16 protein-coding genes are annotated in these 23702 nt (G+C 51.8%); 15 read left to right on the top strand and 1 reads right to left on the bottom strand.

From position 1 onward, the window contains the following. Positions 1 to 113: 113 nt before the first annotated feature. A complete protein-coding gene (locus Q8K39_RS21295) occupies positions 114 to 1313 on the top strand; it encodes an acyltransferase family protein (RefSeq protein WP_305263209.1) in 1200 nt (399 codons plus the stop codon). Here the strand turns inward: Q8K39_RS21295 and Q8K39_RS21300 are convergent. After that, a complete protein-coding gene (locus tag Q8K39_RS21300) occupies positions 1283 to 1765 on the bottom strand; it encodes a nuclear transport factor 2 family protein (RefSeq protein WP_186953908.1) in 483 nt (160 codons plus the stop codon). The two genes, Q8K39_RS21295 and Q8K39_RS21300, sit on opposite strands and share 31 nt — an antisense overlap. Positions 1766 to 1892: 127 nt before the next feature. On the opposite strand from Q8K39_RS21300, the gene Q8K39_RS21305 reads away from it, so the two are divergent. The 14 genes from Q8K39_RS21305 (at position 1893) to Q8K39_RS21370 (ending at position 23665) form a co-directional block, all read left to right on the top strand. Then, positions 1893 to 2792: a LysR substrate-binding domain-containing protein gene (locus Q8K39_RS21305; protein ID WP_305263210.1), complete on the top strand. Its 900-nt coding sequence runs from the start codon at positions 1893 to 1895 to the stop codon at positions 2790 to 2792. A 227-nt stretch (positions 2793 to 3019) separates the two neighbouring features. Further along, positions 3020 to 4261: an ABC transporter substrate-binding protein gene (locus Q8K39_RS21310; protein WP_305263211.1), complete on the top strand. Its 1242-nt coding sequence runs from the start codon at positions 3020 to 3022 to the stop codon at positions 4259 to 4261. 113 nt (positions 4262 to 4374) lie between these two features. After that, a complete protein-coding gene (locus Q8K39_RS21315; RefSeq protein ID WP_305263345.1) occupies positions 4375 to 5211 on the top strand; it encodes a carbohydrate ABC transporter permease in 837 nt (278 codons plus the stop codon). Beyond that, positions 5208 to 6077, top strand: a complete 870-nt coding sequence (locus tag Q8K39_RS21320) for a carbohydrate ABC transporter permease (RefSeq protein WP_305263212.1) — start codon at positions 5208 to 5210, stop codon at positions 6075 to 6077. The genes Q8K39_RS21315 and Q8K39_RS21320 overlap by 4 nt, the downstream gene beginning before the upstream one ends. Before the next feature lie 10 nt (positions 6078 to 6087). Next, positions 6088 to 7152, top strand: coding sequence for an ABC transporter ATP-binding protein (locus tag Q8K39_RS21325; RefSeq protein ID WP_305263213.1), 1065 nt, complete (start codon positions 6088 to 6090; stop codon positions 7150 to 7152). Between the two features lie 77 nt (positions 7153 to 7229). Further along, positions 7230 to 8258, top strand: coding sequence for a LacI family DNA-binding transcriptional regulator (locus tag Q8K39_RS21330; protein WP_305263214.1), 1029 nt, complete (start codon positions 7230 to 7232; stop codon positions 8256 to 8258). A gap of 458 nt (positions 8259 to 8716) precedes the next feature. Beyond that, on the top strand, positions 8717 to 10150 hold the full coding sequence (locus Q8K39_RS21335) for a GH1 family beta-glucosidase (RefSeq protein WP_305263215.1): 1434 nt from the start codon (positions 8717 to 8719) through the stop codon (positions 10148 to 10150). Positions 10151 to 10443: 293 nt separating this feature from the next. Beyond that, positions 10444 to 13143, top strand: coding sequence for a TonB-dependent receptor (locus Q8K39_RS21340; RefSeq protein WP_305263216.1), 2700 nt, complete (start codon positions 10444 to 10446; stop codon positions 13141 to 13143). Between the two features lie 74 nt (positions 13144 to 13217). Next, positions 13218 to 14048, top strand: coding sequence for a glycoside hydrolase family 16 protein (locus Q8K39_RS21345; protein ID WP_305263217.1), 831 nt, complete (start codon positions 13218 to 13220; stop codon positions 14046 to 14048). Between the two features lie 133 nt (positions 14049 to 14181). Further along, positions 14182 to 16755: a glycoside hydrolase family 3 protein gene (locus Q8K39_RS21350; RefSeq protein ID WP_305263218.1), complete on the top strand. Its 2574-nt coding sequence runs from the start codon at positions 14182 to 14184 to the stop codon at positions 16753 to 16755. Further along, the gene (locus tag Q8K39_RS21355; protein ID WP_305263219.1) at positions 16752 to 17741 is read left to right on the top strand and encodes a glucokinase; all 990 of its coding nucleotides are present in this window, start codon (positions 16752 to 16754) and stop codon (positions 17739 to 17741) included. The genes Q8K39_RS21350 and Q8K39_RS21355 overlap by 4 nt, the downstream gene beginning before the upstream one ends. A 12-nt stretch (positions 17742 to 17753) precedes the next feature. Beyond that, complete coding sequence (locus Q8K39_RS21360; RefSeq protein WP_305263346.1) at positions 17754 to 19052, top strand: sugar MFS transporter; 1299 nt, start codon at positions 17754 to 17756, stop codon at positions 19050 to 19052. Between the two features lie 111 nt (positions 19053 to 19163). Then, positions 19164 to 19607, top strand: a complete 444-nt coding sequence (locus Q8K39_RS21365; RefSeq protein ID WP_305263220.1) for a hypothetical protein — start codon at positions 19164 to 19166, stop codon at positions 19605 to 19607. 440 nt (positions 19608 to 20047) lie between these two features. Further along, positions 20048 to 23665, top strand: coding sequence for an indolepyruvate ferredoxin oxidoreductase family protein (locus Q8K39_RS21370; protein WP_305263221.1), 3618 nt, complete (start codon positions 20048 to 20050; stop codon positions 23663 to 23665). The last annotated feature ends 37 nt before the right edge of the window (positions 23666 to 23702 follow it).

Consider the following 23702-nt stretch of genomic DNA (forward strand, 5'->3'; position numbering starts at 1 on the left):
GTGCAAGGTTTCCATTTCACCCCTGCCCACATCCAGTCTGCCACATTTTTCTGGTACGAATCTGATCATGCTCTTAGCATGGCACCTGTGTTCATCAACGCCAGAAAATAGCCATGTCAAATTCAAGCCTCGCATTGCCAGGTTTGCCGTCCCAGCGGCTATACTTTCTTGACTGGGTCAGGATCATTGCCTTCTTCCTGCTGATCCTGTATCACGTGGGCATGTACTATGTGGAATGGGGCTGGCATGTCAAAAGTCCGCATGCAAGTAGTGCGATTCAACCGCTGATGATGCTGACCAGCCCCTGGCGCCTGAGCCTGTTGTTCTTCATCTCTGGTGTGGCATCTGCCTTCATGCTGGAAAAAATCGCCACCGGGAAATTCTTGCGCAGCCGCAGCCTGCGTCTTTTGCTGCCATTGATTTTTGGCATGTACATCGTGGTGCCACCACAGGCTTATCTGGAAGTCGTGGAAAAACTGGCCTATGCAGGCAGCTATAATGAATTCATGCAGTTATACCTGCATCGCTTCCGTGGTTTCAAGATCGAAGGCAAGGTACTGGACCTGCCTACCTGGAACCATCTGTGGTTTGTGTCCTACCTGTGGGTATATAGTGTGTTGCTGTGGTTCTGGCTGGCTTATAAACCAGCTTGGTTCCAGGCCGCCCGTAGCTGCTTGCAAAAACAGATGAAGGGCTGGCGCATCCTGGTTTTTCCTGCCGCTTATCTGGCGATGGTACGCATGGGCTTGCTCAGTTCTTTCCCGCCCAATAATGGCCTGACGGGCGATTGGTATAACCATGCCTGTTACTTGTTTATCTTTACGTTTGGTGCGTTGGTCGCGAATTCATCGACCTTCTGGCAAGAGCTGGCTGCCATGCGCTGGTTAGCCCTCAGGATAGCCGCATGTGGCTGGCTCTTCCTGATCATTTATTTCAATATCGATTATCCCGAAACACCAAAATGGCTACTCATGCTCCAGCGCTGCGTATGGGTTTGCATGGGCTGGTCAGCGATTATTGCAGCCTGTGGCTATGCAAAAGAGTATCTGAATGTCGACAGCCCGGCGCGACGCTATCTGACGCAGGCTGTGTTTCCTGTGTACATCCTGCATCAGACTTATATCGTCATCATGGCACATAGCATGAAGCCGCTGGCGCTGCCTGCGCTCACAGAAGGAATCTTGTTAATTGCCCTGACGGCAGCAACTTGCTTCTTCAGTTATGAAATCATACGTCGGGTATCTTTCCTGCGCCCTCTGTTCGGACTGGATATCGGGTTTGCTTATAAACCCAGATCACTGAGTCCAGGGTGATCATCTGGCCGCTTACCCTGGGGCCAGTGAAACAGGCGTTGATCTGTGCTGATGCGCAGATCATTAATGCTGGCAATGCGTCTGTGCATTAAGCCATTATCAGCAAATTCCCAGTTCTCATTACCGTAAGAACGTGTCCAGTTACCGTCATGATCGCAACTCTCATAGGCGAAGCGCACGGCAATGCGATTGTCGCGAAAAGCCCATAATTCCTTGATCAGGCGGTATTCGCGTTCAGCCGCCCATTTACGCTGCAAAAATTCCCTGACTTGCTCACGACCTTGCGGGAATTCATGGCGGTTACGCCAAGCCGTATCCACGGTATAGGCCAGCACCACCTTGTCCGGGTCGCGGCTATTCCAGCCATCTTCTGCCATGCGCACTTTTTGCATTGCTGTTTCAAGTGTAAAGGGAGGCAAGGGAGGGCGGGCAATTTCTTTTGACTTATCCATATTTATTCATCCTTTAAGTGACGAGTGCGAATTTGTAAAGGAGCAATTTACGCAATATCGTTTGTCTGAAGAATAGCCATCATTTACAATTGATTATTGTAAATTGCGGAATAATTGCTGGAGTGCTATGGATAAGCTGCATCTGATGACGGTTTTTGTGGCAGTCGCTGAAGAAGAGGGCTTTGCTGCCGCTGCCCGTCGATTGGCCATGTCGCCACCGGCTGTCACCCGTGCCATCGCCGCGCTGGAAGCCAGGCTCAGTGTCAAGCTGCTCAATCGCAGTACCCGTTTTGTCAGGGTCACAGAAGCAGGGCAGCGTTATCTGGAAGATGCGCGCCGCATCATTGCTGATGTTGAGGCCGCTGACGAGGCCACGGCTGGCATCAATGCCGAACCGCGTGGGCATTTGACTGTCACTGCTCCCGTGATGTTTGGCAAAATGTTTGTCATGCCCGGCATCGTTGAATATTTACAGCGCTACCCAGCCATGGATGTGTCTGCGCTATTCCTCGACCGTGTCGTCAATTTGCTGGAAGAAGGTGTGGATGTTGGTGTACGCATAGGCGAGCTGCCAGATTCCAGCATGAAAGCCATACGGGTAGGGCAGATACACCGCGTGCTGTGCGCCTCACCCGTTTATCTGCAGCAACATGGCACGCCAGCCAATCCGGATGAATTAAGCAGGCACAGTATCATTGCCGCTACTGGCGTCACCCCCATGGTGGAATGGCGCTTTGCCCATGCCGGGCAGAATATGGCTGTCAAGGTCAAGCCGCGTCTGACGGTCAGCAGCAACGATGCTGCCATAGTAGGCAGCCTGGCTGGCCTGGGCATCAGCCGGCTTCTTTCTTACCAGGTGGGCGGGTATTTTGATGACGGACAATTGTGTCGGGTCATGCAGGCATATGAAACCGCTCCCTTGCCAGTGCATGTGGTACACAGAGAGGGGCGTTACGCGAATGTCAAGGTGAGAAGTTTTGTCGATCTCATCGTTGCGCAATTACGTGAAAAAATGCTGCAACGCTGAAACCGACATTTATCCAGCAACAAAAATTGCCAGTATGGATACCGCATTGTTTGTTCTCGACGACAATTTGTTGACACTTGAAAACCCAGGGTGTTATATTTTGCCAGGATTTATGGTAACGTTTCCAATTGTGTTAAATTAACACAAGCAAGAATAGAACACTGGAAAGCCACCAGAAAAAAGCAGGCCAAGAACTGCTGTCTGGATACCGTCAACACGGAGACAAAATGCGTAAACTGAATAAACCGGCGCTGGCCATGGTATTGGCCAGCCTTGCGTCTGTCCATCTGCCTGCGCAGTCAGCCGGACAAAAGACGGAAGTCATGCACTGGTGGACTTCCGGCGGTGAATCAGCCGCCGTCGCCAAGTTTGCTGATGCCTATCGCGCCGCAGGCGGCACTTGGGCTGATACTGCCATCGCTGGCGGCGACCAGGCCCGCTCTGTCGCTATCAACCGCATGGTGGGCGGCAATCCGCCGACGGCGGCGCAGTTCAATATTTCCAGACAATTTCAGGACGTGGTCGAGCAAGACATGTTGAACAATGTCGATGAGATCGCCGCCAGAGAAAACTGGGACAAGACTTTGCCTGAGCCGATACGCAATGTGCTCAAGATCAAGGGCCACTATTATGCCGTGCCAGTGAACATTCATATGCCGACCTGGATATGGTATTCCAAGTCAGCCTTCAAAAAAGCGGGCATAGACAAGGAACCCGTGACACCGGATGAAATGTTTGCTGCGCTAGACAAGCTCAAGGCAGCCGGTCTGATACCGCTGGCACATGGCGGCCAGGCATGGCAAGAAACTATCGTCTTCATGGCCATGCTGGCGAATGTGGGCGGCAAAGACCTCTACCTGAGCGTGATACGTGACCGTGACACCGCAGCCATGAACTCGGAAGCCTTTCGTAAAGTGCTGCTGAGCTTCAAGCGTCTGCATTCCTATATCGACACTGCATCACCAGGGCGCAACTGGAATGACAGTACAGCCTTGCTCATCAATGGCAAGGCTGGCATGCAAATCATGGGTGACTGGGTCATGGGTGAATTTGTCGCCGCCAAACAAGTTGCTGGCCGTGAATATGGTTGCATGCCAGGCCTGGGGCCAAAAGCGCCCTACCTGATACAAGGCGATGTATTTGTCTTCCCAAAGAGCCGCAATGCAGAAACCATCAAGGCACAAAAACTGCTGGCCAGCATCATGGTCGCCCCTGGACCGCAACTTGAATTCAATAAACTCAAAGGCTCCATTCCTGTCCGGAATGACGCTGATCCTACACAAATGAATCTATGCGCCAAGGCTGGGATGGAAATCATGAAGGACAAAAGTCGCCACGCTGGCATAGGCGAGATCTATCTGACGCCTGATCAAAACGGTGCTTTGACCGATGTCCTGACTGCTTACTGGAACACCAATATGACAGTAGAAAAGGCGCAAAAGAATATCATCGCCGCACTGAAAAATTGAGCATAAGCTACCAACGACAAACTACATACGCACACATGCAAGCTACTTCTCGCTACGCCAGATCCAAAGGCAAGCTGCATCTGAAGCTCATACCTCATGCGGCCCTGTTGCCCATGAGTTTGACTGTGGTATTCGGCTATCTGGCAACAGTGCTGTGGACATTGAAAATATCACTGAGCAGCTCGCGCACTTTACCTATAAATAATTTCGTCGGCCTGACGCAGTATGAGCGCCTGTTTGAGAATGAGCGCTGGTTGTTGTCGCTGAATAATCTGGCAATGTATGGCGTGCTTTTCATTCTTGCCTGTGTTGTCATCGGTTTTCTATTGGCAGTTTTCATCGACCAGAATGTTACCGGTGAAGGTGTCTTGCGCACTATCTTCCTGTACCCTTATGCCATGTCCTTCGTCGCCACTGGCCTGGTGTGGCAATGGATGCTGACACCCGGCATAGGAATACAGCAAGGCATACGCCAACTGGGTTTCAAGGACTTTCAGTTTGACTGGATCATCGACCAGGACATGGTTATCTACACTGTCGTCATTGCCACGGTCTGGCAAGCCTCGGGCCTGGTCATGGCCATGTTGCTGGCAGGTTTGCGTGGCATCGACGAAGATATCTGGAAAGCCGCCCGCATCGATGGCATACCGGCCTGGCGGGTTTACCTGTCCATCATCATCCCCATGCTGGCGCCAAATTTCGCCACCGTTTTTTTATTGCTGGCAACTGCCGTCGTCAAACTGTTTGATGCAGTCGAAGCCATGACCCAGGGTGGCCCTGGCACAGCCAGTGAAGTACCAGCCAAGTTCATCATGGACCATTTATTCGGGCGCGCCAATCTGGCGCTGGCATCTGCCGGTGCCATCATGATGCTGTTGCCAGTGCTGGCCTTGCTGATACCCTATGCTTATGCGCGCGCCTGTACCCGTACCCTCGAGGGGAAAGTATGAAGCGACAGGCAAGGCGCACATGGACACCAGCTCGCATTGGCATTTATGCTTTCCTGCTAACTGCTGCGGCATTCTTTTTATTGCCGTTGTATATCATGCTGGTGACTTCGTTCAAGTCCATGGATGAAATTCGCCTTGGGAATATCTTTGCCTTACCCACGGACATCACCATGGAACCATGGCGGCAAGCCTGGAGTACCGCTTGTACAGGTGTGGCCTGTGAAGGTATCAGCGGCGGTTTCTGGAATTCGGTAGCGATTACCTTGCCCAGCACCGTGCTGGCGATTTTCCTTGGCGCCTTGAATGGCTATGCGCTGACTTTCTGGCGACCGCGTGGTGCGCAAATCCTTTTTGGCATTTTGCTGGCAGGGGCTTTTATTCCCGTACAAGTCATGATGTTCCCGCTAGTGCGTGTGCTGGCTACTCTGAATATATTCAGTACCTTGCCCGGCATAGTCATGGTGCATGTCATCTTTGGCATGCCCATCATGACTTTGTTGTTCCGCAATTATTATCTGGGCATACCGCAGGAATTGTTTCATGCAGCACGCATAGACGGCGGCGGGTTTTTCCGTATCTTTGTGCAACTGATGTTACCCATGTCCCTGCCCATGATAGTGGTGGCAGCCATCATGCAGGTCACAGGCGTATGGAATGACTACATCCTCGGCCTGGTATTTGCCGGGCGTGAGCATTTGCCCATGACGGCGCAACTCAATAATGTTATCAACACGACGACTGGCACCAGAATGTACAACGTCAATATGGCAGCAACCATATTGACTGCCTTGCTGCCGCTCGCCATCTATTTCATATCAGGCCGCTGGTTTGTACGCGGAATTGCCGCTGGCGCGGTCAAGGGTTAAGGACGAGTGCATGGCATATGTAAGTCTCAAGAATCTGGGTATAGAGTTGGGTGGTCAAACGATCATAGAGCAACTGGATCTCGATGTTGAAGAAGGCGAGTTCCTGGTCCTGCTGGGACCGTCTGGTTGCGGCAAATCAACCTTGCTGCACAGCATTGCCGGCTTGATCGATATTGCAGCAGGCAGCATAGAAATTGCTGGTATCGATGTCAGCGATGCAGAACCCAGTGACAGGCAAATAGGCATGGTGTTTCAATCCTATGCCCTATACCCTACCATGACGGTGGAAAAGAATATGTCTTTTGGTTTGCGCATCAATGGCGTGCCAAAAGCGGAGATACAAGAGCGTATAGCACGTGTAGCCGAGATGCTGCAATTGCAAATTTTACTGCAACGTAAGCCTGCGCAATTGTCCGGTGGCCAAAGACAAAGGGTGGCTATAGGCCGTGCACTGGTCAGGGAAGCCAGGGTCTTTTTGTTCGATGAGCCACTCTCCAATCTGGATGCCAAGTTGCGTACAGAACTGCGGCGTGAACTCAAGCTCTTGCATCAGAATCTGGGTTCCACCATGCTGTATGTCACGCATGATCAGGTAGAGGCCATGACGCTGGCCAGCCGCATCGTCGTCATGCGGGCAGGAAAGATACAGCAACTGGGTACGCCCACAGAGGTGTATGAACGTCCGGCCAATATGTTTGTGGCTGGCTTTCTGGGCGCACCTGCGATGAACTTCATTCCGGGCAAACTTGGCGCTGACAAGAGTTTCATCAGCGAGCACATGGAGCTGAACATGTCGGCTTATGTCTGCGATGCGCAAAAGCCAGAAACTGAAAGGGTGGTGCTGGGCATCCGGCCAGAGCATATGCAAATGCGGGAAAATGGCGCATACAGTGGCCAATTGGGCCTGGTCGAGCCTATGGGAAACCACCAATTGCTGTGGCTGAATGTGGGTAGTCAGCAACTGTGTTTGCTGGATCATGACAATCGCAACTTCAGCGTGGGTGAGGTCGTGAGTTTCGATATTGATGCTGGCAGGGTGTCTCTGTTTGAGGCGACATCAGGCTTGCGCTTATAGTCGCTGAAAATTGTTCACAACAGGCAGGGTAAATATTTTATATACTGGGCTAATCAATAATTTGGGAAAAGAATCAAGTGGCGACAATCAAGGATGTGGCCCGCCTGGCGGGTGTGGGATTGGGGACGGCTTCGCGCGTGGTCAGTGGCAAGGGTTCCGTGTCGGCCAAAACCGGGGAGCGTGTCAGGAAGGCGATAGCAGAACTCGATTTTCGCCCTTCTCATGCGGCCCGCAGCCTATTGTCTGGCAGCTCGCAAATGATAGGGGTATATATCCCTGTGCTCAAGGGCACCTTCTACATGCCCATCCTGCAATCCATCGATACAGAATTACGCCTGGCTGGATTGCATATGGTGGTTGCCTTTGGTGTCGGCATAGGCGATGAACGGCGTCAGGGTATAGAGGGCATAGAATTTTTGATGGAGCGTGGTTGTGATGGTCTCATCGTCATGAGTAATGTGCTGACGGATGAGGATTTTTCCATCCTTGGCCCCAAGCGTGACCGTCTGGTAGTCCTGAACCACGAATCAGAAACCATCGCCGAGCAGTGTTTTTCTGCCGACCATGTCTATGGCGGTGTCATGGCTGCCCGTGCACTACTCGAATACAAACACAAAAAAATCGCAGTCATCGCCGGGCCCGCAAGCTCACCGGACAACGTTGAACGCATCAACGGCTTCCTTGGCGAGTTGAACCGGGCTGGCATCAATACCACAGATATGTGGATAGCCGAAAGCGATTTCTCGCCAGAAGGTGGCTGGAATTGCACCAAGGAATTACTGGATTCCGGCCACGCCTTCACAGCCTTGTTTTGCGCCAATGATGAAATGGCCCTGGGGGCTTTGTCTTACTTCCAGCAAGCCGGTATTTCAGTGCCGCATGACGTGTCTGTCATAGGCTACGATGACACCATGAGTGCGGCTTACGCAGCACCACCGCTGACTTCTGTGCATATACCATGGCGCGATGTCACGCTCAGCGCCCTAAATGAATTGTTGAACCGTTGTTATGACATGAAGCGACCGGTGGTGCGCGACTACCCTATCAAGCTGACCATGCGTGCTTCCCTCGCCAGGCCCGCACCACAGAAGCGTAAAGCCGGTTGAGGCAATTGTTTTAGGTATTTGAAAAAATTTAAAAATGACCTTAATTAATTGAAAATTTCCCTACGGAATTTGTTGTGGAAATGCTGCAAATAAAATAAAAATAATGAATGGAACTTCTTGACTGTTCATTTTTTTTATGAAAACATGGAAACCTTTCCATATGACCTTATATGTAATTAATGAAGGATGCAGATACTGGAAATTCAGTTTTCCATGCGGTAAGTAGCTGGATGCATAAAAGCTGTCTGACTGTTCAATAAATAGAACAGGAAGGACAGGTAGTGAGGCCAAAAAAAGCGCTGTCCTGCAACACTGTCTAGCGTGCGGACAAGAGTTTGTACTATATGAAAAATGATGAGCAGCGAATGCTCAAAATTTTTTAACAGATATTGGAAACGTTTCCATTTAATTGGATTCTAAATTACTAATTTGATTCACCTTTAGTGAGTACGCAAAATATGAGCAAAAGTCTTCTTCATCCTGGCGCGGCACCTGGTTTGCAATTGCGACGCACAGACTTTACAAGCGACTTCTTGTGGGGCACGGCAACTTCTGCTTACCAGATCGAAGGGGCCGCAGCCGAGGGTGGCAGGGTTGCCTCCATCTGGGATAGTTTCTGTGAGCAGCCTGGCACCATACGTGATGGCAGCAATGGCTCCATGGCCTGTGACCACTATCATCACTGGCCTGAAGACCTGGACATAGCGCAGGATTTGGGAAGCAATGCCTATCGATTTTCCATTTCCTGGCCACGCATATTTTCCGGCCCTGGCAGTGCTCCCAATCCAGAAGGGCTGGCATTTTATGCACGTCTGGTGGATGGCATGCTGGAACGCGGCCTGCAACCATGGGCAACCCTCTACCACTGGGATTTGCCGCAATACCTGCAAGACCAGGGCGGCTGGCTGGAGCGCGACACCGTGCATGCCTTTGTAGAATTTGCTGATGTCATGAGCAAGCATCTGGGTGACAGGGTCAAGCACTGGATTACCCATAACGAACCATGGTGTACTGCCATGCTGGGTCATGCCGATGGCATACATGCACCGGGCATCAAAAACTTCAAGACAGCCATCCAGGTTTGCCACCATGTGTTGTTATCGCATGGCCTGGCGACGCCCGTCATACGCGCCAATGTCCCGGATGCCAGTATAGGTCTGGCTCTGAATCTGCACCCTATCTCGGCAGCCAGCGACAAGCCGGAAGACTTCGCAGCGGCGCGTCTGCATGATGGCTTGCGTAACCGCTGGTATCTGGATCCATTGTATGGACGTGGTTACCCCCAGGATGTGTGGAAAGCGCTGGGGGATTATGCCCCAGTGGTGCACGAAGGTGATATGCAGGCAATGGCAGTCGCCACCGATTTTCTGGGAGTGAATTTCTATTTCCCAGAAATCATAGAACATGCACCCGGTGCTTCCCCGTTGAATACACGCCTGGTTGATGCTGTTGGTGTAGAGCGCACCGCCTTCGGCTGGGAAATCGCACCAGAGGGCATGACCAGCTTGCTGAAACGCATACAAGATGACTACCAGCCGCATGCCATGTACATCACTGAAAACGGGGCCACCTATGATGATCATATCGACGCCAATGGCGAAGTGCGGGATGAACTGCGCCGTGATTACCTGATACGCCACTTGCTGGCCGTCAAGGAAGCCATTCGTCTGGGTTGCCAGGTGAAAGGATATTTTCTCTGGAGTTTGCTGGACAACTTCGAATGGGCAGAAGGTTGCTCCCGGCGCTTTGGCATCGTCTACGTAGATTTTGCTACGCAAGAGCGCACGCCCAAACTGAGTGCACATTGGTACAAAGATTTTTTGCGGAAAGCAGATACAGCAGCTGAAACCAGCAGGTCAGCTACACCAATCAGGGCATCTTCTGTCGCATGACGCGTCCAAGCAGACATCAACACATGGCGCAGTGCAGGGTGCATTTTTATTGACAAATAGAAACGGGGGTTGCACTATGTTTTTTCGGTAAAATTGGAAACCTTCCCATTAAATGGGATTAGCAAGACAGTATTTCAGCAAGATGTGTGCATGGCACGAAAGATGCCAGCCAAAAAATATCAGTAATAAAAAATACCAGTAAAACCGGCATGTAAATCCATGCACGGACCACGGCGACCACTGTTACAGTTCACTACTGTCCGCCGATAACTGAAAATAATATGGGAGACATGATGTTTCATCAAATAACCAAGCGTACCCTGATCAGCCTGGCAGTCGCCAGCGCCTGCGCACAACTGACTACATACACCTGGGCACAAGATCAGGAAAGCAGCAAAACAGCAGAAGTCGAGAGCAAATCCAAAGCAAAAAAATCAGATGCAGATAAATCTGAAGTGCAGGAAGTTACCGTTACCGCTACTCGCCGTGCCACATCCTTGTTGAAAACGCCATTGGCAGTGACTGCCTTCAGCCAGGAAAAACTGAGCAAACAAGGCATCACTAATCTTGCTGGCATCTCTGGCGAATTGCCAAATGTGCAGATGGATGGCCAGGCCAATGACTCCGCCGTCAAGATCACCATACGCGGTATTACTGCCACCAATTTCACCGAAATTGGTGATCCTTCAGCAGGCTTGCATATTGATGGCCTGTACTCGCCACGCCCACAAGGCGCACAGGCGCTGATGTTTGACCTGGACCAGGTAGAAGTCTTGCGCGGCCCGCAAGGTACTTTGTTTGGCCGCAATTCGACCGCAGGCAGTATCAATATCATCCCGGCCAAACCAGAATTTGGCTCTACCTATGGCAGTGCCTCATTTGAAACCGGCCGCCTGAACTTGCGCAATATCAATGTCATACAGAATATTGCAGTCAGTGATAACCTGGCCCTGCGTGCCACCTTAATGAAAGTCACCAGGGACAGCCCGTTCAACCAGATGCAGGATTTCTCGGAAGCGAATATCCCGGCACTAGGCTGGAAACCGGATGGCATACCTGACGTGACCCAGCGCTTCAATAGCAAAGTTTCCAAGGCGGATGGTTACAATAACCAGAACCAGTGGGCAGGGCGTCTGGCTGCCAGGCTGAAAATCAATAATGACCTGGAATGGCAACTCGCCTATGAACATTTCCAGGATTCTGGCGCAGGCTACATCGGCATGCGTGACTGCGATCAGTCCGCTGGCACGCGCTGGGCTTGTGTACGTGGTCAATATGATGTGCTCATCAATGTGCCAGGCAAAGTGGATATGTCGATAGACACAGTGCGCTCCAAGGCTATCTGGAACATGAACAAGAACACCACGCTGGAATATGGCTTTGTCTATGCGAACCAGAAACGCAGCCAGTTGCATGACGATGATGGTGGTGTCTCACCCTATGCCTTTGAAGTCACTGGCCGCAATCCGGTAGATGGCAACTGGTCAGTCTGGCCTATCTCGGATAACCTCACGCGCACGCTGGATTCTAAATACCTCTCTACCGTGCATGAGCTTCAACTGAAACAGAGTTTTGATAACTGGCAGTATGTGGCTGGCGCTTTCTGGATGCATGAAAAGAATGCCATCAATTTTGGCCAGGAACAAATGCACTATGGCCCCAACAACATTCCTATCAGCCAGTTCTACGCCCAGCCTGACCGTCAAATCGATTCCAAGGCCCTGTTTGCACAGGCTGACTGGAAATTCACTCCAGTCCTGACGGCCACGGTGGGTGCACGTTACACCCGTGATACCAAGACCGACGTAGGCGGCATGAATTATGGTGGCAATAGCTGGGGCGGCCAAAGCTATGGCTACTACAATGGCATGTTTAATTACGGCATCCCAGGTACTGATAGTTACCGTACACCGAATGGTAACCAGATCACGCCACAAATGGGCACGCTGGGTGGTGCAGCCGCTTATGCAGGTTATGGTCCTGGTACCAATAATGATCATAGCGACAGCTGGAGCAAAGGCACTTACCGCCTGGGCTTACAAGCGCAATTGACACCAAGCGACATGGTGTATGCAGCCCTGGCTACCGGTTACAAATCCGGCGGCTTTGGTGACCGTACGAATAAGTGCGGCCAGACTACCTGCGTGTATGGTGACAATAAAAAAGAGCAGATCACCTATCTGACCTACAAGCCAGAAACAGTCACCAATTTTGAATTGGGCTACAAAGGCAAATTGCTGGATAACCGTCTGGCCTTGTCCGTGGTTCTGTTTGCCATGCAGTATAAAGACATGCAGCAAACCGGCAGCAACTTCCTGGCCAAGGTCACGACACCAGACAACTTGCCTTGCCCATCATGGGCGCCGACTTGTGATGTGGCAACCGCATGGCAAACCGTCAACGTCGCCAAGGTCAATTTGTCGGGTATAGAAACCGAGTGGGATTATCGTCCATGGCCCGGTGCCAAACTTGGTGGCTTCTTCAGTTACCTGAAAAGCGTGATCCATGATTATGATTCTTATGATGATGGCTATGCCTGTGACCAGCGTGCAGAATTTGGTGCGGTTCCTTGTCCGGCAGTTTATCTGGGTACCGATGACAGATTGCGTGGTCGCCGTGCCTATAACCTGGAAGGCAATCAAATGCCGAATGCGCCCAAGTTCACCTTTGGCATGAACTTCTCGCAAGAGTTTGCACTCGACAATGGTTATACCCTGACACCATGGATAGGCATGCGCTGGCAAGACAAGGTTTATTTTGATTTGCGCAATTTTGAAAATGCTCATATTGGTCTGACACAAAAAGCCTATGCCAAGGGCGATGTGTCACTCAAGCTGGTGGCGCCAAATGACAAATGGTTTATTGAGGCCTATGTACGTAACTTCACCGATGCCAAAGCCAAGACCAATGGCTGGAATGCAGGCGGTGGAAAAATGGGGGCCAGCTTTATAGATCAGCGTTCTTATGGCGTGCGTGTGGGTATGAGTTACTGATCATTAGCCAGTTGCTGGTCAGACGGGCGGGTCTGGGAAATCAGTGCCGCCCTATTTCTGGAGAGACCGCATCAATGAAGATTTTTTTTTCATTCATTAGTTTGCTTGGTGCCCTGGCTATAAGCGCTTGCGGCGGTAGCGCCAGCCCGGCTGTCGCACCTGTGGTGGATGTTGCAGTTGTCAGCAAGCCAGCCTGGGAATTGCTCTGGCAAGACGAGTTCGACGGCAACGCGCTGGATCAAGCAAAATGGCAAGAAGAAATTGGTGGTGATGGCTGGGGTAATCATGAACTGCAGTTCTATACCAAGCGGTCCGACAACCTGCGTCTGACAGGTGGAAAACTGATCCTGGAGGCCCGCAAGGAAAACTATTCCGGACGTGAATTTACTTCTGCACGCATCAAGACTGCAGGTTTGCGGGAAAGCACTTATGGCCGCTTTGAGGCCCGCATAAAAATTCCAGCCGGTCAGGGTATCTGGCCTGCTTTCTGGATGCTGGGCAATAATATGAATGCCGTAGGCTGGCCAGGTAGCGGCGAAATCGACATCATGGAAAACATAGGAAAAGAGCCTGCAAGCATCCATGGTACGGTGCATGGCCCTGGATATTCTGGGGCGAATGGTCATGGCAAGGCCTACCACCTGAGTAGTGGCAGGTTTGCCGATGACTACCATCTGTTTGCAGTAGAGTGGGAAGCGACAGAAATACGCTGGTATGTCGACGACCAGCAATACCATAGCGTACGCCCCGATCAACTGGCCGGGAAATGGGTATTCGATCATCCATTTTTTATCATACTCAACCTGGCCATAGGTGGTGACTGGCCTGGTGCGCCGGATGCGGGTACTGTTTTCCCGCAACAGATGTTGGTGGATTATGTGCGCGTATACAAACGTAAGAATTAAGCAAAAAAGTCAGCCTAAAAATTGAATGCCGGTTATATACACGATTATTGGCATACATATTGATAATTAAGTAGTCCTCATCAACAAAGAGACAAAAGCGAATCCACCGATTCCTTCTATAAAAGAGCACACCATGATGAAATTGAAAAACAACGTAGTTGGACTAAGTTCTGCACTCTTGCTGGGATGCATGGCAGGCAATGTCAGCGCGGCGGATACTGCAACAAAGTATGGACCAGGCAAGATGCCTGCCAATGATCTGGCCGCCTGGCCGTCTATCCAGAGTGTAATTGGCAAAGACCCGGCAATTGAGGCAAAAGTCGCAGCCATCGTCGCGAGCATGACTCTGGAACAGAAGATAGGCCAGATGACGCAACCGGAAATCAAGTCGATCACACCAGATGATGTGCGACGCTATTACCTGGGCTCTGTCTTGAACGGTGGTGGCAGTTGGCCAGATCGCGACAATAAACGTGGCTCGGCGGCTGATTGGGTGGCTCTAGCTGATAAATATCATGCAGCTTCGATGGCAACTGATATGCCAGTCAAGATTCCCGTCATCTGGGGCATAGATGCGATACATGGCAATAGCAATGTCTACGGTGCCACGCTGTTTCCGCACAATATAGGTCTGGGTGCAGCCCGCAATCCACAACTGGTTGGCCAGATAGGGCGCTCCATGGGCAAGTCTGTGCGAGCCACCGGCATCGCCTGGGTGTTTGGGCCTACGATAGCGGTGGTACGTGATGACAGGTGGGGGCGTACTTACGAAAGTTTTTCAGAAGACAGTGCGCTGGTGCGCCAGTATGCAGGCGAATATGTCAAGGGCCTGCAAGGCTCATTCATGGATGAAGCTAATGTCGTGGCCACGGCCAAGCATTTCATGGGTGATGGTGGCACTGATCAGGGCAAGGACAGAGGTGTGAACCTTTCCACCAATGCGCAGATGCTCAATACGCACGCACAGGGCTATATGACTGCATTGGCTGCTGGCGCACAAACCGTCATGGCTTCCTATAATAGCTGGAACGATAAAGCCGCGGGTGCAAATTACGGCAAAATGCACGGCAGCAAGGCGTTACTGACGGATGTGCTGAAACAAAAAATGGGCTTTGATGGTTTCGTCGTCACGGACTGGGATGGCATAGGTGAAGTACCAGGCTGTCGTAATGACAGTTGTCCACAAGCGATCAATGCCGGTATCGACATGGTGATGGTGCCGGATGCCTGGAAGGCGTTCATCAGCAATACCATCGCCCAGGTCAAGTCGGGTGAAATCCCCATGAGCAGGATAGATGATGCGGTGACGCGTATCATCCGCGTCAAATTGCGCGCTGGCTTGTTCGGCAAAAAACCTTCAGATAATATCTATGCGGGCAAGCAGGAAGCCTTGCAAGACCGTGAACTGGCCAGGCAGGCAGTGCGTGAATCCCTGGTCTTGTTGAAGAACGACAGCGCAACTTTGCCACTGGCACGCAACAAAAAAATCCTGGTCGTTGGCAAGACCGCTGACGATATCTCCAACCAGACTGGCGGCTGGTCGCTGACCTGGCAGGGAACTGACAATAAGAATACTGATTTCCCGAATGCTGATTCGATACTGACAGGTATCAAGGCAGCCGTAGGTGAAGCCAATGTCGAGTTCAGTGCAGATGCCAAGGGTGTGGACGTCAGCCGTTTTGATGCCGTGATTGCCGTTATCGGTGAAACACCGTATGCAGAAATGTATGGTGACATAGGACCGGCTGGTACGCTCCGACATAGTGGCAGTTATCCTGAAGACCTGGCCGTCCTTCGGGCTGTGGCAGGCAAGGGCAAGCCGGTAGTGACACTGTTCGTCTCTGGCCGCCCCTTGTACGTGAATGACCTCATGAACTTGTCTGACAGCTTCGTCGCAGCCTGGCTGCCAGGATCAGAAGGTAAGGGCGTGGCGGATGTCTTGTTCCGTGCAGTAGATGGCAAAGTGGCGCATGACTTCAAGGGCACGCTGTCTTTTTCGTGGCCCAAATCTGTCTGCCAGACCAGCCTGAATTTTGATGAGCCAAACTACTCGCCTCTGTTCAAACTCGGCTATGGACTTACCTATTCCAACAAGACAAAATTAGGGAAACTCGACAGCAAATATCCATCTGGTGGCTGTGGCGTGACCAACGCTTATCCAGTATTTAATCAGGCTGACCGTGCAACTTATCCTCTGTATGTCGTCAGCGGCACTGAACAGCAAGCAGTCGGTGCAGATTTGAACCGGGTATTGAACATGCCAGGCATCAGTGTCCAGACTTCACAGGTGAATAGCCAGCAAGATGCCAAACTCGTTAGTTGGAGTGCTGCGGCAAGAGTGGAGGCGCGTGCTGCTCATGCCAAGGCTCTGCCTGCCTTTGCCAGCAAGGATGGGGCGCTGACTTTTGATACTATCGTTGCGACTGCACCTGCAGCTCCGGTCAGTCTTTCCATGCACTGTGGGAATAACTGTGTCGCTACGCTGGATGTGACAGATGCCTTCAAGCGCCTGGCTGGCAAAAAAGAAAAGCAGACGGTCAAGATACCACTCTCCTGCTTCGTTGCCAAAGGTGTGAAATTGCATCATGTTGATGTTCCATTCAGCATCAGTACCACATCGACATTTAGCGCCGCTTTCACGAATATACAAATTGTCGGCGGTGCGGCCAAGGACCAGGATGCGTTAAATTGCACAGAGTTGAAATGATGGGCAATCAGACCTACCCACGCTTGCTGGCAGACATAGGTGGCACCAATGCCCGATTCGCACTGGAGACGGCTGAGCGCCAGTTTGTTGCAGTCAGGGTGCTGGCCTGCGCTGACTTCCCCGGTTTGTCTGATGCCATGCAAAGCTATCTTGCCAGCCCTGAAGTTCAACAGGTGCCGGACAATGCTGAGCTGCGCATCAGGCATGCGGCGATAGCCATCGCCAACCCTGTCGATGGCGACAGCATCCGCATGACCAATCATCACTGGAGTTTTTCAATTGCTGCCGTGCGCCAGCAACTGGGCTTCAGCACTCTGTTGGTCATGAATGATTTTACTGCCCTGGCCATGGCTTTGCCTTACCTCGGTGCCAGCCAGCGCCAGCAAATCGGTGGAGGCGTAGAGCAGCCTGGACGTACCATCGGTCTCATTGGCGCTGGCACTGGCCTGGGTGTGTCAGGCATTGTCCCGGCTGGCAAATCATGGGCACCTTTGGCCAGCGAAGGCGGGCATGCCAGTTTTGCACCCGCCAATAATGAAGAGGTGCAGATATTGCAAAGCCTGTGGCAACAATATCAGCATGTGTCGGCAGAGCGTCTCTTGTCTGGCAAGGGCCTGGAGCTGATTTTTGCTGCCATCTCCGGCAAGACCCTGAGCGCTGCCGAGATTACGCACCGGGCGCTGGATGGCAGTTGCAGTGCCTGCCTGCGTACGGTTGAACATTTCTGCGCCATCCTCGGCAGCATGGCAGGCAATGTCGCCCTTACTTTGGGCGCAACTGGTGGCATGTATATAGGTGGTGGCATCGTGCCCAAGCTGGGCCCCTTGTTTGCCGCATCTGCCTTCCGGGAACGCTTTGTTGCCAAAGGCAGGCTTGGCAACTACCTGGCACAAATACCGACTTATCTGATTACTGAAGAATATCCCGCTTTCCTGGGTGTTTCAGCCATGCTGGCCAGGCATCTTGAGCAAGAGAATAATAAATAACTGGAGACCATGATGGAAAATTCCTTATCCGTTACCTCGACGGTATTACCTGACAGCCAAGCCAGGAGCCAGACCAGCTCTCTGGTCATCGTGACTATCCTGTTCTTCATGTGGGGTCTGCTGACTTCACTCAATGATGTGCTGATCCCGCATCTGAAATCCATTTACACTCTCAGCTATGTGCAAGCCACGCTGGTGCAATTTTGTTTCTTTGGTGCTTACTTCATTGTCTCCGTACCGGCAGGCATGCTGATCAGGAAGATAGGTTATCAAAATGGCGCTGTCACTGGCCTGGTCATCGCCGCGGGTGGCTGCGCCATGTTTTATCCAGCTTCCATGGGTAGCTATGCCTTGTTCTTGCTGGCATTTTTTGTGCTGGCGTCGGGCATCACGATCTTGCAGGTGGCGGCTAATCCCTATGTTACGGTACTGGGCGATGCCAGGACAGCATCCAGTCGTCTGACGTTGACGCAGGCTTTCAACTCTCTTGGGACAACGGTAGCGCCGATTTTTGGTGGCATCCTGATCCTGTCTGGTGCGGCACTTACTGTTGTGGAACTCAATGCATTGCCCGCAGCAGAGCAAGCCGCTTATCACGGCAGAGCTGCCGCTGCTGTACAAATGCCTTACCTCTTGCTGGCTGCGGCCTTGCTGTTGCTGGCGATTCTGTTTGCCTTTGCCCGCTTGCCCAAAATCACCCATACGGAAGAAGTCAACACTGACACCAGCAGTGACAATGCATCGGTGTTGTCGCATCGTCATCTGGTGCTGGGCGCCATAGGCATTTTCCTGTATGTCGGTGGCGAGGTCAGCATAGGCAGCTTCCTCATCAATTTTCTGGGTGAACCCAATATAGCAGCCCTGACGCCAGCGGCTGCAGCCCATTACGTGAGCTTCTACTGGGGCGGTGCCATGGTGGGGCGTTTCATCGGCTTTGCTGTCATGCGCAAAGTCAGCCCAGGTAAAACCCTGGCCTTCAATTCTGCTGCCGCCATCATCTTGATTTTAACTGCCATCTATAGCCAAGGTTCGCTGGCAATGTGGGCCATATTGGCGGTGGGTTTGTGCAATTCCATCATGTTCCCTACTATCTTCAGCATGGCCTTGAACAAGCTCGGTAAATTCACTGGCCAGGGTTCGGGCATATTGTGCATGGCGATAGTTGGTGGTGCCCTGGTCCCTTTCCTGCAGGGCTATCTGGCGGATACCCTGGGCCTGAGTCTTTCTTTCTATGTGCCGGCGGCTTGCTATACCTTCATCCTGTATTTCGGCGTACGCTATGCGGGCATGTATTCCACCAAAGCCGAATAGTATTTCTTCCTTACAGGGGAATTCGGGAGCTTGATGCTCCCGTTTTTTTGCATGCCCCGACATAATGAATAATAATGTGCGTTCTTTATTTGCATACTGGCGACTGGGAGAATGACTACAGCTAGAAAAGAACGCTGGGCGACACTGGCAGGCATCTCTGCCTTTCTTGGAGGCTTGCTGCATGTCATTGCCCTGATAGGCGGTGCAGACTGGATCTATTTTTTTCACGCTCCACCCTCAGTGGTTGAGTCAGCACGCCTGGGCACCTGGCTTGCCCCGGTGAGCACTTTGCTGATCACAGCCCTGATGTGGTTATGCAGCCTGTACGCATTTTCTGCCGCCGGTTTTGTGCGCCGCCTGCCATTGCTAAGAACTGGTTTGTTTGTGGTAGCTTTTATCTGCATAGTGCGTGGCCTGATCTTTTTCCCGCTGATCATGATTGACCGTGTCTGGTTGAGTCGCCTGGATACTTTTGAAATAGTCGCTTCCGTGATCTGGCTGGCAATCGGGATTTTCTTCGCATTGGGCTTGCGTGCTGCATGGAAAAAGACTTAGCGATTTTTTGAGTACATCGCCCATTTTGTCCTGAGTGTAGATTTGCACTTGTATTGGAAGGGTATCATTTTTTATGATACCCCTATTTTAATTCCATATTTTCCACGAAGACTTATTCCACCTACACTGTGAACACAGCAGATTTCAAAGGAAGTCGAAGAAGCGCTGCAGCGAAATTTCGAAAGCTTCTTTTGATGTCTCTTTGATCCGGATAGAAGGAAATACAGACGCTGTCAGCCGTATTTGACGTTGGCAAATACGACAGACGTAGTGTCTTGACATCGAATTTTGTCCAGGATTCGAATAAAATGGTAGTTATCACTACCAACGCAACGAGAGCCTATCTCTGATACCTCGCTATAGGCTCCGAGCAAAATTGTGTCTTACCGGATACAACGCATGCTCTTTGCGATCTAAATCACAAATTTTGGAGCCACCTTATGTCATCCGACACCACAATGGAGTCTGCTGGACTCTCGTCCCTGCCGTCCGCCAAAGAAGTCCACACCGAGCCTGTCCAGGATGCACTCGAAGCCAGCCAGATCACCAGCCCCCCGCAATTGAATGATGTGCAACTCGACGATAAATATACGTCGAACAGCGGCACGATCTTTTTGTCAGGCATACAAGCCCTGGTACGCCTGCCCATGATGCAGCGCCAGCGTGACCTGGCTGCAGGCTTGAACACAGCGGGATTTATTTCCGGTTATCGTGGTTCACCGCTGGGTGGTCTGGATGAAACATTGTGGAAAACCAAAAAACTGCTGCAACAAAACCATGTGCAGTTCGTGCCTGGCGTCAATGAAGACCTGGCTGCAACAGCAGTATGGGGTTCGCAAACGGTAGACCTGATAGGCCCGGCCAAATACGATGGTGTATTTGGCATGTGGTATGGCAAAGGCCCGGGCGTCGATCGCAGTGCTGACGTTTTCAAGCACATGAATCATGCGGGTACATCCAAGCACGGTGGCGTCTTGCTGGTGGCTGGTGATGACCATGGTGCCTATTCATCGACGCTGCCGCACCAGTCTGACCATATTTTCTCAGCGTGCATGATACCCATGCTGTATCCCAGCAATGTGCAGGAGTACCTGGACCTGGGCTTGCATGCCTGGGCCATGTCGCGTTTCTCTGGTTGCGCTGTCGGCTTCAAGGCACTGGCCGACACCGTGGAATCGACCTCGTCTGTGGATGCCGACCCTTTCCGCCTGCAAATAAAGATACCGCAAGACTTTGTCATGCCTGAAGGTGGCCTGAACACCCGTTTGTCTCTGGATACCCTGGGCATACAGGCACGCAAGCAGGAAGCCCTGATGCAGGATTACAAGATCTATGCAGCCCTGGCTTATGCGCGTATTAACAAACTCAATCATGTCACCATAGACAGCCCGACTGCAAGGCTGGGCATAGTTGCCTCAGGCAAGTCTTATCTCGACGTGCTGGAAGCGCTGGAAGAACTGGGTATTGATGAAAAATTCGCCGCCGAGATAGGCATACGCCTGTTCAAGGTATCCATGCCATGGCCGCTGGAGCCGGATGGCGTGCGTGAATTCGCTCAGGGTCTTGATGAAATTCTGGTAGTCGAAGAAAAACGCCAGATGGTGGAGTATCAGCTTAAAGAGCAGCTATATAACTGGCGCGACGATGTACGCCCGCGAGTCATCGGCAAGTTTGATGAAAAAGGCGAATGGGTACATCCGCGCGGCGAATGGCTGCTGACTTCCAAGGCTGATTTTTCAGTGGCACAAATTGCCCGCGTGATTTCTTCACGCATTGCCCGCTTCCATACCAGCGACCTGATCAAGGCACGCCTGGCATTTTTGGAAGCCAAGGATGTCGTGCTCAGCAAGCAAGTCAATACGCCTGCACGTCCAGCTTACTATTGCTCTGGCTGTCCGCACAATACCTCGACCAAGGTGCCAGAAGGTAGCCTGGCATTGGCGGGTATAGGTTGCCACGTCATGGCGACGGCGATTTATCCTGAATTTAATAAACTGACGACCCACATGGGTGGCGAAGGTGCACCCTGGATAGGTCAGGCGGCATTCTCGACCTTGCCGCATGTATTCCAGAACCTTGGCGATGGTACTTATTTCCATTCCGGTTATCTGGCAATACGCGCTGCAGTCGCTGCCAAGGTCAATATCACCTACAAGATTCTGTATAACGATGCTGTCGCCATGACGGGTGGCCAACCAGTCGACGGCATTATCAGTGTACCGATGATGGCGCAACAAATGGCAGCAGAAGGCGTCAAGCGCATCGCCCTCGTGACTGAGGATTTATCACGTTATACCGACAGATCCAACCTGCCCAGCTTTTTGACACTGCATGACCGCAAGGACATGGATGCGGTGCAACGCGAATTGCGCGACATACCCGGTGCGACCGTACTCATTTACGACCAGACCTGTGCTGCAGAAAAACGCCGTCGCCGCAAAAAAGGCGAATTCCCTGACCCAAACCAGCGCATGTTCATCAATGAAGCAGTCTGCGAAGGCTGTGGCGACTGTGGCGTGCAATCCAACTGTACTTCCATCATGCCGGTGGAAACAGAGTTCGGCCGCAAGCGCAGCATAGACCAGTCGTCCTGCAACAAGGACTATTCCTGCGTAAAAGGTTTCTGCCCCAGCTTTGTCACGGTAGAAGGTGGCAAGCTGGTCAAGTCCAAAACCGGTACGGCAAAGACCGATGACTTTGGTGCACTGCCAGAACCACAATTGCCAGCCTGCGAAAGCTCATACAACATCCTGTTGAACGGCATAGGCGGCACTGGTGTGATTACGGTCGGTGCCTTGCTCGGCATGGCTGCGCATCTGGAAGGCAAGGGCGCATCGGTACTCGACATGACAGGCATGTCGCAAAAAAATGGCTCGGTGACTTCGCATATACGTATCGTCAACCAGGCTGGCAAGTTGCGTGCACAGCGTATAGCGACTGGTGAAGCTGACCTGATTTTGGGTTGCGATATTTTGACTGCTGGCGCACATGACGCGATTTCCAAAATGCGCGCAGGCCGTACCCGCGCTGTCATCAATACCCATGAACAACCAACCGGCCCGTTTGCCAAGAACCCTGACTGGCAATTCCCCCTGGAATCCGTTGAGCACCTGATTTCTGAATCAGTCGGTGGCAATGTCGATTTTATCAACGCAACCAAACTGGCAACGGCTCTGATGGGTGATTCGATAGCCACTAACCTGTTCATGCTGGGCTTTGCTTATCAGAAGGGCGCGATACCCGTATCTGAAACAGCCTTGCTGCGTGCAATAGAACTGAATGGCGTAGCCATAGAAGCCAATAAGAAAGCCTTCCTCTGGGGCCGCCGTGCAGCGGTGGATTTTGCCCGTGTGGAAAAAATCGCCATCCCTGGCCAGCCTGTCGTCATCCAGATGCCACAAAGCCTGGATGCCCTTATCAAGCGCCGTATTGCGGTATTGACCGATTACCAGAACGCCGCCTACGCTCAGCAATATGCAGACCTGGTTGAAAAAGTACGCAAGGCGGAATCTACATTGAATGCCGGTAACAAGTTCAGTATGGCAGTCGCCAAATATGCGTTCAAACTCATGGCCTACAAGGATGAGTATGAAGTCGCACGTTTGTATACCAATGGCGATTTCACAGCAAAACTGAAGCAACAGTTTGAGGGCGACTTCAGCCTGAAATTCAATCTGGCTCCCCCTATCTTCTCAAAGAAAGACGGACAGGGTCATCTGGTCAAGGCCCAATATGGCTCCTGGGTCTGGCAGGCATTCAAACTGCTGGCCAAACTCAAGGGCTTGCGCGGTACGGCACTGGATATCTTTGGCCGCACCGAAGAACGCAAGGCCGAGCGCGCACTCATTGTTGAATACACGGCCCTGATGGAAAAGCTGGCGGCGGGTTTGAATGCAGATAATCTGGAGCAGGCCATCGCCCTAGCGAACTTGCCTGAAAAGATACGCGGTTACGGCCATGTCAAAGAAAAGGCCATGCAGGCGTATCATGCAGAGAAAGCAGTTTTGCTGAAGCCTCAAAATACAACAGTGATCAAGGAAGTGTCGCGCGTAGCCTGACCTGTGATGATGCAAGACTCACTTTATATAAGAGTGA

Source organism: Undibacterium sp. (assembly GCF_030683615.1).
Classification (GTDB): Bacteria; Pseudomonadota; Gammaproteobacteria; order Burkholderiales; family Burkholderiaceae_D; genus Undibacterium; species Undibacterium umbellatum.